A 13066-nucleotide genomic window follows, 5' to 3' on the forward strand; every position below is an offset into this window, starting at 1 on the left:
GCTCTTTAACAATATAATCAGACAATCTGTGTGGGCACTCACAAGACCGTATCTTAACGATATAAAAAAGTCTTGAAGAGTGAACAACAGTAAATTCATTACGAATGAACAGTAACTAATTCTTTGAGCATCGCTGACGAGTTCAGCAAATCAAACAAATCTTAAATTGAAGAGTTTGATCATGGCTCAGATTGAACGCTGGCGGCAGGCCTAACACATGCAAGTCGAGCGGTAGCACAGGAGAGCTTGCTCTCTGGGTGACGAGCGGCGGACGGGTGAGTAATGTCTGGGAAACTGCCTGATGGAGGGGGATAACTACTGGAAACGGTAGCTAATACCGCATAACGTCTTCGGACCAAAGAGGGGGACCTTCGGGCCTCTTGCCATCGGATGTGCCCAGATGGGATTAGCTAGTAGGTGAGGTAATGGCTCACCTAGGCGACGATCCCTAGCTGGTCTGAGAGGATGACCAGCCACACTGGAACTGAGACACGGTCCAGACTCCTACGGGAGGCAGCAGTGGGGAATATTGCACAATGGGCGCAAGCCTGATGCAGCCATGCCGCGTGTGTGAAGAAGGCCTTCGGGTTGTAAAGCACTTTCAGCGGGGAGGAAGGCAGTAAGGTTAATAACCTTGCTGATTGACGTTACCCGCAGAAGAAGCACCGGCTAACTCCGTGCCAGCAGCCGCGGTAATACGGAGGGTGCAAGCGTTAATCGGAATGACTGGGCGTAAAGCGCACGCAGGCGGTCTGTTAAGTTGGATGTGAAATCCCCGGGCTTAACCTGGGAACTGCATTCAAAACTGACAGGCTAGAGTCTTGTAGAGGGGGGTAGAATTCCAGGTGTAGCGGTGAAATGCGTAGAGATCTGGAGGAATACCGGTGGCGAAGGCGGCCCCCTGGACAAAGACTGACGCTCAGGTGCGAAAGCGTGGGGAGCAAACAGGATTAGATACCCTGGTAGTCCACGCTGTAAACGATGTCGACTTGGAGGTTGTGCCCTTGAGGCGTGGCTTCCGGAGCTAACGCGTTAAGTCGACCGCCTGGGGAGTACGGCCGCAAGGTTAAAACTCAAATGAATTGACGGGGGCCCGCACAAGCGGTGGAGCATGTGGTTTAATTCGATGCAACGCGAAGAACCTTACCTACTCTTGACATCCACAGAATTCGGTAGAGATACCTTAGTGCCTTCGGGAACTGTGAGACAGGTGCTGCATGGCTGTCGTCAGCTCGTGTTGTGAAATGTTGGGTTAAGTCCCGCAACGAGCGCAACCCTTATCCTTTGTTGCCAGCACGTAATGGTGGGAACTCAAAGGAGACTGCCGGTGATAAACCGGAGGAAGGTGGGGATGACGTCAAGTCATCATGGCCCTTACGAGTAGGGCTACACACGTGCTACAATGGCGTATACAAAGAGAAGCGACCTCGCGAGAGCAAGCGGACCTCATAAAGTACGTCGTAGTCCGGATTGGAGTCTGCAACTCGACTCCATGAAGTCGGAATCGCTAGTAATCGTAGATCAGAATGCTACGGTGAATACGTTCCCGGGCCTTGTACACACCGCCCGTCACACCATGGGAGTGGGTTGCAAAAGAAGTAGGTAGCTTAACCTTCGGGAGGGCGCTTACCACTTTGTGATTCATGACTGGGGTGAAGTCGTAACAAGGTAACCGTAGGGGAACCTGCGGTTGGATCACCTCCTTACCAAAAAAGATGTGTGTTACGTGAAGTGCTCACACAGATTGTCTGATGAAAATACTGAGCAAGCGCACCTGTTGATGTCATGAGTGTAGACTCATGCTGACGCGATAGTACCGGATTTCTGATTCGGTACGGATTTATCGTGTCCCCATCGTCTAGAGGCCTAGGACACTGCCCTTTCACGGCTGTAACAGGGGTTCGAATCCCCTTGGGGACGCCAATCCGATAATGAGTGAAAGACATTATCACCGAATATCTTAAAGATGATTCTTCGGAGTCATGTTTACGATATTGCTCTTTAACAATCTGGAACAAGCTGAAAATTGAAACATGACAGCTGAACATACAGGACTGCCTTCGGGTAGGTCGTGATGCATCAGTCTGTCAATGAGTCTCTCAAATAATCGCAGCGCGATGGTGAATCGAAAGAAACATCTTCGGGTTGTGAGGTTAAGCGACTAAGCGTACACGGTGGATGCCTAGGCAGTCAGAGGCGATGAAGGGCGTGCTAATCTGCGATAAGCGTCGGTAAGCTGATATGAAGCGTTATACCCGACGATACCCGAATGGGGAAACCCAATGTGTTTCGACACATTATCATGACATGAATACATAGTGTCATGAGGCGAACCGGGGGAACTGAAACATCTCAGTACCCCGAGGAAAAGAAATCAACCGAGATTCCCCTAGTAGCGGCGAGCGAACGGGGAGGAGCCCAGAACCTGAATCAGTTTGTGTGTTAGTGGAAGCGTCTGGAAAGTCGCACAGTAAAGGGTGATAGTCCCGTACACAAAAATGCACAAGTTGTGAGTTCGATGAGTAGGGCGGGACACGTGACATCCTGTCTGAATATGGGGGGACCATCCTCCAAGGCTAAATACTCCTGACTGACCGATAGTGAACCAGTACCGTGAGGGAAAGGCGAAAAGAACCCCGGCGAGGGGAGTGAAATAGAACCTGAAACCGTGTACGTACAAGCAGTGGGAGCCTACTTGTTAGGTGACTGCGTACCTTTTGTATAATGGGTCAGCGACTTATATTCTGTAGCAAGGTTAACCGTATAGGGGAGCCGCAGGGAAACCGAGTCTTAACTGGGCGTTAAGTTGCAGGGTATAGACCCGAAACCCGGTGATCTAGCCATGGGCAGGTTGAAGGTTGGGTAACACTAACTGGAGGACCGAACCGACTAATGTTGAAAAATTAGCGGATGACTTGTGGCTGGGGGTGAAAGGCCAATCAAACCGGGAGATAGCTGGTTCTCCCCGAAAGCTATTTAGGTAGCGCCTCGTGAACTCATCTTCGGGGGTAGAGCACTGTTTCGGCTAGGGGGTCATCCCGACTTACCAACCCGATGCAAACTACGAATACCGAAGAATGTTATCACGGGAGACACACGGCGGGTGCTAACGTTCGTCGTGAAGAGGGAAACAACCCAGACCGCCAGCTAAGGTCCCAAAGTCATGGTTAAGTGGGAAACGATGTGGGAAGGCACAGACAGCCAGGATGTTGGCTTAGAAGCAGCCATCATTTAAAGAAAGCGTAATAGCTCACTGGTCGAGTCGGCCTGCGCGGAAGATGTAACGGGGCTAAACCATGCACCGAAGCTGCGGCAGCGACACTTAGGTGTTGTTGGGTAGGGGAGCGTTCTGTAAGCCGTCGAAGGTGGCCTGTGAGGGCTGCTGGAGGTATCAGAAGTGCGAATGCTGACATAAGTAACGATAATGCGGGTGAAAAACCCGCACGCCGGAAGACCAAGGGTTCCTGTCCAACGTTAATCGGGGCAGGGTGAGTCGACCCCTAAGGCGAGGCTGAAAAGCGTAGTCGATGGGAAACAGGTTAATATTCCTGTACTCGGTGTTACTGCGAAGGGGGGACGGAGAAAGCTAGGTTATCCGGGCGACGGTTGTCCCGGTTTAAGCGTGAAGGTGGGTGACTTAGGTAAATCCGGGTCATCGTTAACACTGAGGCGTGATGACGAGTCACTACGGTGATGAAGTAACCAATGCTACGCTTCCAGGAAAAGCCTCTAAGCTCCAGGTAACATCAAATCGTACCCCAAACCGACACAGGTGGTCAGGTAGAGAATACTCAGGCGCTTGAGAGAACTCGGGTGAAGGAACTAGGCAAAATGGTGCCGTAACTTCGGGAGAAGGCACGCTGGCGTGTAGGTGAAGTCCCTTGCGGATGGAGCTGAAGCCAGTCGCAGATACCAGCTGGCTGCAACTGTTTAATAAAAACACAGCACTGTGCAAACACGAAAGTGGACGTATACGGTGTGACGCCTGCCCGGTGCCGGAAGGTTAATTGATGGGGTCAGCCGCAAGGCGAAGCTCTTGATCGAAGCCCCGGTAAACGGCGGCCGTAACTATAACGGTCCTAAGGTAGCGAAATTCCTTGTCGGGTAAGTTCCGACCTGCACGAATGGCGTAATGATGGCCAGGCTGTCTCCACCCGAGACTCAGTGAAATTGAACTCGCTGTGAAGATGCAGTGTACCCGCGGCAAGACGGAAAGACCCCGTGAACCTTTACTATAGCTTGACACTGAACCTTGAGCCTTGATGTGTAGGATAGGTGGGAGGCTTTGAAGTGTGGACGCCAGTCTGCATGGAGCCAACCTTGAAATACCACCCTTTAATGTTTGATGTTCTAACGTAGGCCCGTAATCCGGGTTGCGGACAGTGTCTGGTGGGTAGTTTGACTGGGGCGGTCTCCTCCCAAAGCGTAACGGAGGAGCACGAAGGTTAGCTAATCCTGGTCGGACATCAGGAGGTTAGTGCAAAGGCATAAGCTAGCTTGACTGCGAGAGTGACAGCTCGAGCAGGTGCGAAAGCAGGTCTTAGTGATCCGGTGGTTCTGAATGGAAGGGCCATCGCTCAACGGATAAAAGGTACTCCGGGGATAACAGGCTGATACCGCCCAAGAGTTCATATCGACGGCGGTGTTTGGCACCTCGATGTCGGCTCATCACATCCTGGGGCTGAAGTAGGTCCCAAGGGTATGGCTGTTCGCCATTTAAAGTGGTACGCGAGCTGGGTTTAGAACGTCGTGAGACAGTTCGGTCCCTATCTGCCGTGGGCGTTGGAAGATTGAGAGGGGTTGCTCCTAGTACGAGAGGACCGGAGTGAACGCACCACTGGTGTACGGGTTGTGATGCCAATTGCATTGCCCGGTAGCTAAGTGCGGAAGAGATAACCGCTGAAAGCATCTAAGCGGGAAACTTGCCTCGAGATGAGTCTTCCCTGGACACTAGATGTCCCTGAAGGGCCGTTGAAGACGACGACGTAGATAGGCTGGGTGTGTAAGCGTAGCGATACGTTGAGCTAACCAGTACTAATGACCCGAGAGGCTTAACCTTACAACACCGAAGGTGTTTTGTGAGATGACTCATAAGAACGATATTCAGCTTGTTCAAAGATTGGTTCTGATGGTTGTGCGATACAAAAGAGTAAAGCATAACGGTTAGAATGAAACAGAATTTGCCTGGCGGCGATAGCGCGGTGGTCCCACCTGACCCCATGCCGAACTCAGAAGTGAAACGCCGTAGCGCCGATGGTAGTGTGGGGCTTCCCCATGTGAGAGTAGGGAACTGCCAGGCATCAACTACATGGAAAGCCTCTGTCGAAAGACAGGGGCTTTTTGCTATGGGAATTTTGGCAAAATTTAATGGCGGTAATCCTGTGGCTATCCGTATAGCATAGTGATTATGCAGCGCAGGGACGATCTTGGGGGGCAGAAATCCATTGTTTACCCGGAAGACCCACCATGTTGGTGTAAATGGCAGATTTCCCGGCGTTTATAGATGGCTATTTTGAAGCCATTGGTGGATAAAATTAACCACCAGCTCTGGTTGATTGATATCAAGCACTGGAAGTATGGTCTCTATCTCAGAATCTGCTGCAATCGCGATGACATATTCATCGATCAAATCATGCAACTCTCTGCCCAACGATTGACGAAATAGGGCTATTTTAGCGATTTTTTCGTGTTTAAAACCCTCAACCAGAACCAAATCGAGAGTTGATGCATCCATTTTTCCTGCCAGATCGTAAATATTGGGTTCTTCCTGGTTAGGTGTTTCCGTCATCAACGCCCACCTTTCGCTGCTGGCAACAATGGTTTGTGCCGCACCCGCCTTACGCAGTTCGTAACTATCTTTGCCCGGTGTATCAATATCCATCTGATGATGCGTATGTTTTATTAATCCGACTCGAATACCCTGATTAGCCAGCAGGGGGATGACGTGCTTAAGTAACGTTGTTTTACCTGTACCGCTATAGGCGACAATAGCGAGCAAGGGTAAATGATTAGAATTCACGGTGTTGATCCTCCCAGTTGGATAAATCTTCAGGCGAATTTAAATTGTGAAAGGTTTCAGGTTTATCGTTGAATAAAACAGCTTTTGCTCCGACCTGTTCCATAAATAGCATTAACTTACGGTTTCCGAGATGCAGATAAACTTCCAACGGCTCGATAAGGTTTTTATTGATTAAGAGTAATGTGGGATGTGAACGTTCTCCGTTTGTGGCATAAGCTGCACTTGCTTCCTCACGTTCTTGCCACAAGCGCTGTACCAGATCAAGGGGAAGTGCTGGAACATCGCAGGGGACGAATACGACCCATTCGGACGCAGATGCATGTAACCCACTTAGAATACCTGCCAACGGGCCTAAAAAATTAGTATCAAAGTCACTAATAATGCGGTACCCGCTTTGTGCATACACATCCTGGTTGCGGTTAGCGCTGATGATGACCTCGTCGACCTGTGTTTTAAGCCTAGATAAGACGTGCAGATATAGCGGCACACCGTTTAGCGCTATCAGACCTTTATCATGCCCGCCCATGCGTGTTGCACGCCCGCCCGCGAGAATAACGCCTGTAATTATTTCAATTGCCAATTATCTATGCCCACTTTTCTCTGTATCGAAAGTTTGTAAGGGAGAAACCATACATTATTCTCTGAAAACTTTCATAGAAGACCAAGTTCTTTCCTCATGTGCGCAAGGCTGTTATTTTTATCGCTATATGCTCAACATTGTTCAAGCTGTTTTCTACTTCTTGAAATTTATTGAGTACAAATCGTTTTTAAGGAGAAAAAAATGAAATGCCATCGTGTTAATGAGCTGATCGAGTTGCTGCATCCAGCCTGGCAAAAAGAGCCCGATTTAAACCTGGTACAATTTTTACAAAACCTTGCACAGGAGGCGGGGTTCGAGGGGCAGTTAAATGAACTGACTGATGATATCCTTATTTACCATCTGAAGATGCGTGATGCAGATAAAGAACAAGTCATTCCCGGTTTGAAGAAAGACTACGAGGAAGATTTCAAAACAGCATTGCTTCGTGCCCGTGGGGTTATTAAAGACTAGTGGAAAGGAATAACACGTTCATGATGCTAACTATTGCACGCCTATATCTTATGTCGCCTCTGACCATTTGTGGCCGCAATGAATAGTTCGGTATTTAATTTCCAGACACTATTCCCAGATCTGATCATGGATGCTTTGCTGGATGTTGGGTTGCGCGTTGATTCCGGCCTGACGGCATTAAACAGCTATGAAAACCGGGTGTATCAGTTTGCGGATGAAGATCGTAAACGATTTGTGGTGAAATTTTATCGCCCGGAACGGTGGAGCGCGGCGCAGATCCAGGAAGAGCATATTTTTGCCCAGCAATTAGCAGAAGATGAAGTTCCTATTGTCGCGCCCATTTTACTTAATAGGCAGACTCTGAACCTCTATGAAGGATTTCACTTTGCCGTATTCCCCAGTGTGGGTGGTCGGCAGTATGAAATGGATAATGAAGACCAGCTAGAGTGGGTCGGACGTTTTCTTGGACGAATTCATCAGACGGGGCAGAAATCGTTATTCTCCGAGCGCCCGACGATTGGGGTAAATGAATATTTGCATGAACCTTATCGTCTGTTGGAGACATGCTCGCTAATACCGAAAATACATCGACATGATTTTTTACAGGCAACCCGTCAACTGATTGATACAGTTGAGACTTATTGGCACAGCGACTGGCGTCCATTGCGTCTGCATGGGGATTGTCACTCAGGAAATATTTTGTGGCGTGACGGCCCGCTATTTGTGGATTTGGATGATGCTCGCAATGGCCCGGCAATACAGGATTTATGGATGCTGTTGCATGGCGATCGTCGTGAACAACGCATTCAACTGGATATCTTGTTAGAAGCCTATAGTGAATTTGCAGATTTTCAGGAGAAAGAGCTCGCGCTGATTGAGCCTCTTCGTGCGATGCGGCAGGTTTATTATCTGGCTTGGGTTGCGCGTCGTTGGGAAGACCCTGCTTTTCCGAAAAGCTTCCCTTGGATGACGGATGCCGATTTTTGGTTGAAGCAGACGGCAATATTTATTGGGCAAACTCGGCTGTTGCAGGAGCCTCCTCTACAGCTAATGCCAATGTACTGAAATTAAATGGAGAGAGTTAAATTTATGAAAAGATTATGGCTTGCGCTGATTGGCGTCGTTCTGGCATTTAGTGCTTCTGCTGCAGAATTTTCTGATGGTAAGCAATATGTAGAATTAGATAAACCAGCAACTCAAGAGCCTCAGGTTCTCGAGTTTTTCTCATTCTATTGCCCGCATTGTTATCAGTTTGAACAGGTTTATCACGTTCCGGATGCAGTAAAAAAAGCACTGCCAGAAGGGACGAAGATGACACGTTATCACGTGGACTTCTTGGGCCCATTGGGTAAAAACCTGACTCAGGCTTGGGCTGTTGCCATGGCGCTGGGTGTAGAAGATAAAGTTACTCCGCTGATGTTTGACGCTGTTCAGAAAACACAGACCGTACAAAAACCAGAAGATATTCGCGCAGTCTTTGTTAACGCCGGTGTGACTGCGGAAGAATTTGATAGTGCTCTGAATAGCTTTGTTGTGAAATCTCTGGTTGCTCAGCAGGAAAAAGCGGCGGCAGATTTACAATTACGCGGCGTTCCAGCGATGTTCGTTAATGGTAAATATATGATCAAGAACGATGGTCTTGATACTAGCTCAATGGACGCTTACGTAAAACAGTATGCTGATGTGGTGAAATTTCTCATTACTAAGAAGTAATCACTTATGAGCCATGCGGGTTAACCGCATGGCTTTATACCTTCAAGACGTTCACTCTCTTATCTTTTATATCTCACCGTCTACAATCTCTATTTATCTTTTTGTTTATATCCACAAACTGGATGACGGTTTATCATTCCTCAAAAATAAATGATTTATATTATAACCTAATGAAATTAATGAATATAAAATAAATCCATTAGATAAAAGGAGAAATTAATAATTACGCGAATAAAACTACTCACAAACTTATCCACAGGAAGATCTTGCGAAGATCCATGCAAAATCAACCAATATCTTACGTTAAGGATCGTCTCTTCCTTCGACCTATGGCATGCTTAGTGCTATGACAGACTAACAACGATCACGGCAGGTTATGGCTCAGATTGCAGAAAATCCCTTAATACTGGTAGACGGTTCATCTTATTTGTATCGCGCCTATCACGCTTTTCCACCGTTAACAAACAGTGCGGGGGAAGCAACCGGTGCAATGTATGGCGTATTGAATATGCTACGCAGTTTATTGCAGCAATATAGCCCCAGCCATGTTGCCGTTGTTTTTGATGCAAAAGGGAAAACGTTTCGCGATGAGTTGTTTGAAAACTATAAAGCTCACCGCCCACCTATGCCAGAGGATCTACGCGAACAGATAGAGCCTCTGCATAATATGGTGAAAGCGATGGGGCTACCGCTTCTGGCGGTTTCTGGCGTAGAAGCGGACGATGTGATTGGTACACTCGCAGTGCAGGCGGAAAAAGCGGGTAAGTCGGTGCTGATTAGCACCGGCGATAAAGATATGGCACAACTGGTGACACCGAGCGTGACGCTCATTAATACTATGAACAACACGATTCTTGGCCCACAGGAAGTGTGTGATAAATACGGTATTCCTCCAGAGCTGATTATCGATTTCCTCGCGCTGATGGGAGATGCCTCGGATAACATTCCTGGTGTACCTGGCGTTGGGGAGAAAACCGCCCAGGCGCTACTGCAAGGGCTCGGCGGGCTGGATTCGCTGTATGCAAATCTCGATAAAATTGCTGAGCTTTCTTTCCGTGGTGCGAAAACCATGGCGCCGAAGCTGGAACAGCATAAAGAAGTGGCGTACCTCTCTTATCAGCTTGCCACTATTAAAACGGATGTTGAGCTTGAACTCAGTTGCGATCAACTCACTGTTAACGAGCTGGATGTGGATGAACTGCATCGCCTCTTTTCCCGTTATGAATTTAAACGCTGGTTATCAGATATTGAGTCAGGCACCTGGATGCAGGGTAAAAAGAGCAACCAGCCTGTTCAGCCTGTGAGTAACGCTGCGGTCGAACAAGCTGATGAAGAAGATAACGCACCTACGCTTTTTGCCGATGGCTATGTCACGATCCTTGATGAAAAAACGCTGCTGGATTGGGTTGAACGTTTAAAACTAGCTGACGTTTTCGCTTTTGATACGGAAACCGACGGGCTGGATACGCTCACTGCCAATCTGATTGGTCTGTCATTCGCGATTAAGCCTGGTGAAGCGGCTTATTTACCGTTGGCGCATGATTATCTGGATGCGCCGGAGCAGTTGGATCGTGCCACGGTATTGGCCTTGTTCAAACCGCTGCTGGAAGATGAGACGCTGCTTAAGATTGGTCAGAATCTCAAGTTTGATAAAGGCGTGATGCAGCGGTATGACATCGATTTACGCGGCATCGCGTTTGATACCATGTTGGAATCTTACGTGCTCGACAGCGTGGCGGGTCGTCACGATATGGACAGCTTGGCCGAGCGCTATCTGAAACACAAAACCATTACCTTTGAGGAGATCGCGGGTAAAGGCAAAAATCAACTGACGTTCAATCAGGTTGCATTGGAACAGGCCGGGCCGTATGCGGCCGAGGATGCGGACGTTACGCTGCATTTGCACCAGACGCTGTGGGGGAAACTTCAGCCGCATGCCGATCTGTGTCAGGTCTTCCAAACTATCGATATGCCGCTGGTTCCGGTTTTATCCCGCATCGAGCGTACTGGCGTGCTGATCGATCCTGCAATTCTGGCGGAACACTCAAAAGAGCTAACAACCCGTCTGGCGGAGTTGGAAATACAAGCCTATGAGTTGGCGGGCGAAGAGTTCAATCTCTCATCGACCAAGCAGCTACAGGGAATTCTGTATGAAAAACAAAAGCTGCCGATTCTGAAAAAAACGCCAAAAGGTGCACCGTCAACCAATGAGGAAGTGCTGGCTGAGCTGGCGCTGGATTACCCTCTGCCGAAGCTGATCCTCGAATATCGGGGCTTGGCCAAGCTGAAATCGACTTACACCGATAAGTTGCCTCTGATGATCAATCCGGCGACGAAGCGTGTTCATACGTCTTATCATCAGGCTGTTACTGCAACCGGACGTTTGTCTTCCAGCGACCCTAACCTGCAAAATATCCCAGTGCGTAACGATGAAGGGCGTCGTATTCGTCAGGCATTCATTGCGCCTAAGGGCTATAGCATTGTTGCGGCTGACTACTCGCAAATTGAACTGCGTATTATGGCGCACCTATCGGGTGATGAAGGGCTGTTGAATGCATTTGCAAACGGGCTGGATATCCACCGGGCAACGGCGTCAGAAGTGTTCGGCATCGCGTTGGATAAGGTGACATCAGAACAGCGTCGTAGTGCGAAAGCGATCAACTTCGGTCTGATCTACGGCATGAGCGCGTTTGGTTTGTCGCGTCAGTTGAATATTCCCCGTAGCGAATCACAGAAATACATGAACCTGTATTTTGAGCGTTATCCTGGTGTGCAGGATTACATGGAGCGGACGCGTCAACAGGCCGCGGAGCATGGCTATGTGTCTACATTGGATGGTCGTCGTCTCTATCTGCCAGATATCCATTCGCGTAATGCCATGGCGCGTAAAGGCGCGGAACGTGCGGCGATTAACGCCCCGATGCAGGGCACCGCTGCTGATATTATTAAGAAAGCGATGATCGCGATTGACGATTGGCTACAGAAAGACGCGCCAAAGGTGAAGATGATCATGCAGGTTCACGATGAGTTGGTTTTCGAGATCCACGGCTCGGTTATTGAAGAATCCATTAGTAAAATCAAGATATTAATGGAAGGCTGTATGCAATTGAATGTACCGTTGCAGGTAGACATCGGTACAGGCATGAACTGGGATCAAGCACATTAATGGCCGATTCTTGCGCTATTTATGTAATTAAATAACAGTATTGTGTGACCTGGTTTAACTTTGTGTAATCGATAACCATTTTCTATGAAAGTAAACAACAAAAAAGCCTTTGTTCCCGTGAAAAAATAGGGTAGAGTTAAAGACGTAGGGTACAGAGGTAAGATGTTCTATCTTTCAGACCTTTTACTTCACGTAATCGGATTTGGCTGAATATTAGCCGCCCCGCTCAGTTTTGAGCGGGGCGTTTTTTATGGGCTTTATCCAGGATTTTCCCTCAAAACGCCAATAACTGCCTGATAGACGGCAGCGGGACAGCACGGTTTCGAGTGTGAAAAGAACATCTCTAGTGGGCGATCATTGCGGGAAAGTGGGTACGTGATGCGAGTCGTGACACTCTGCACCACGCGAAAGGATTATTCAGCGTCTTGCTCTTCTTCAACGTGTTGCAAGGTGTTGAACCAGTTATCTAATTTCTGCTGTAGTTTATCGACGCCAAGTTTTTTCAGTGATGAAAATGCCTCGACCTGAATGTCACCCATAAATGGCACGACAGCCTCGCGAACCATATGCAATTGTGTCTTACGTGCACCTGAAGCCAGCTTATCGGCTTTGGTCAGCAGTACTAAGACCGGAAGCTCGACATCGACAGCCCACTGAATCATTTGCTGATCGAGATCTTTCAGCGGATGACGAATATCCATCAGCACGACCAGACCCTTCAGGCTGTTACGCTTTTGCAGGTATTCACCGAGCGCACGTTGCCATTTGATCTTCATTTGCTCTGGTACTTCGGCATAACCATAGCCAGGGAGATCGACTAAACGCACGCCGTCTGCCACCTGGAACAGGTTAATCAACTGAGTACGGCCCGGCGTTTTACTGGTTCGTGCCAGGTTCTTCTGGTTGGTCAGCGTGTTTAGTGCGCTGGATTTTCCGGCGTTAGAACGCCCAGCAAAGGCCACTTCAATACCGCTATCTGTTTCTAGGTGGCGAATATCCGGGGCGCTGATGATAAAACGCGTCATGTGGTAGTTATATTGCTGGGTCACGATCGTTATCTCTGTCTGGATCTCTGTCTGGTTGGGGATTATACCTGTAACTGACAATAAAGGCGGTT

8 protein-coding genes, 1 tRNA gene and 3 rRNA genes are annotated in these 13066 nt (G+C 48.5%); 9 read left to right on the forward strand and 3 right to left on the reverse strand.

Annotated features, from left to right (window positions below):
* Positions 1-163 precede the first annotated feature (163 nt).
* From A7983_RS07845 to rrf, 4 genes are all read left to right on the forward strand, one after another.
* A 16S ribosomal RNA gene (locus tag A7983_RS07845) occupies positions 164-1706 on the forward strand.
* Between the two features lie 141 nt (positions 1707-1847).
* Positions 1848-1923, forward strand: a tRNA-Glu gene (locus A7983_RS07850).
* A 228-nt stretch (positions 1924-2151) separates the two neighbouring features.
* Positions 2152-5059: ribosomal RNA gene (locus A7983_RS07855) — 23S ribosomal RNA — on the forward strand.
* A gap of 124 nt (positions 5060-5183) precedes the next feature.
* A 5S ribosomal RNA gene (gene rrf / locus A7983_RS07860) occupies positions 5184-5299 on the forward strand.
* Together the 16S, 23S and 5S rRNA genes with 1 tRNA gene alongside form the textbook arrangement of a ribosomal RNA operon.
* Positions 5300-5497: 198 nt before the next feature.
* On the opposite strand, the gene mobB is transcribed toward rrf, so the two are convergent.
* Positions 5498-6019, reverse strand: coding sequence for a molybdopterin-guanine dinucleotide biosynthesis protein MobB (gene mobB, locus A7983_RS07865; RefSeq protein WP_005968267.1), 522 nt, complete (start codon positions 6017-6019; stop codon positions 5498-5500).
* Complete coding sequence (gene mobA / locus A7983_RS07870; protein WP_039478920.1) at positions 6009-6587, reverse strand: molybdenum cofactor guanylyltransferase MobA; 579 nt, start codon at positions 6585-6587, stop codon at positions 6009-6011. Before mobA ends, mobB begins: the two co-directional genes overlap by 11 nt.
* Before the next feature lie 213 nt (positions 6588-6800).
* Here mobA and A7983_RS07875 point away from each other — a divergent pair, with 213 nt between their 5' ends.
* From A7983_RS07875 to A7983_RS24925, 5 genes are all read left to right on the forward strand, one after another.
* Positions 6801-7070, forward strand: coding sequence for a YihD family protein (locus A7983_RS07875; RefSeq protein WP_005968263.1), 270 nt, complete (start codon positions 6801-6803; stop codon positions 7068-7070).
* A gap of 78 nt (positions 7071-7148) precedes the next feature.
* Positions 7149-8135, forward strand: coding sequence for a serine/threonine protein kinase (locus A7983_RS07880; protein WP_005968261.1), 987 nt, complete (start codon positions 7149-7151; stop codon positions 8133-8135).
* A 24-nt stretch (positions 8136-8159) separates the two neighbouring features.
* On the forward strand, positions 8160-8783 hold the full coding sequence (gene dsbA / locus A7983_RS07885; RefSeq protein WP_005968259.1) for a thiol:disulfide interchange protein DsbA: 624 nt from the start codon (positions 8160-8162) through the stop codon (positions 8781-8783).
* 376 nt (positions 8784-9159) lie between these two features.
* Positions 9160-11949, forward strand: coding sequence for a DNA polymerase I (polA, locus tag A7983_RS07890; protein WP_005968256.1), 2790 nt, complete (start codon positions 9160-9162; stop codon positions 11947-11949).
* A 162-nt stretch (positions 11950-12111) separates the two neighbouring features.
* The gene (locus tag A7983_RS24925; protein ID WP_071892919.1) at positions 12112-12159 is read left to right on the forward strand and encodes a spot 42 RNA, inhibition of DNA synthesis; all 48 of its coding nucleotides are present in this window, start codon (positions 12112-12114) and stop codon (positions 12157-12159) included.
* A gap of 203 nt (positions 12160-12362) precedes the next feature.
* Here A7983_RS24925 and yihA read toward each other — a convergent pair whose 3' ends face one another.
* Positions 12363-12998 carry a ribosome biogenesis GTP-binding protein YihA/YsxC gene (gene yihA / locus A7983_RS07895; RefSeq protein WP_005968254.1) on the reverse strand — a complete coding sequence of 212 codons (636 nt, stop codon included), beginning with the start codon at positions 12996-12998 and terminating at the stop codon, positions 12363-12365.
* Between the last annotated feature and the right edge of the window lie 68 nt (positions 12999-13066).

It is taken from the genome of Pectobacterium wasabiae CFBP 3304 (assembly GCF_001742185.1).
GTDB lineage: Bacteria > Pseudomonadota > Gammaproteobacteria > Enterobacterales > Enterobacteriaceae > Pectobacterium > Pectobacterium wasabiae.

What these genes read in the sequence shown, in the direction of transcription:
- A7983_RS07880 (WP_005968261.1), top strand. Translation starts at nt 7,149, where the DNA reads ATGAATAGTTCGGTATTTAATTTCCAGACACTATTCCCAGATCTGATC.
- A7983_RS07875 (WP_005968263.1), top strand. Translation starts at nt 6,801, where the DNA reads ATGAAATGCCATCGTGTTAATGAGCTGATCGAGTTGCTGCATCCAGCC.
- polA (WP_005968256.1), top strand. Translation starts at nt 9,160, where the DNA reads ATGGCTCAGATTGCAGAAAATCCCTTAATACTGGTAGACGGTTCATCT.
- dsbA (WP_005968259.1), top strand. Translation starts at nt 8,160, where the DNA reads ATGAAAAGATTATGGCTTGCGCTGATTGGCGTCGTTCTGGCATTTAGT.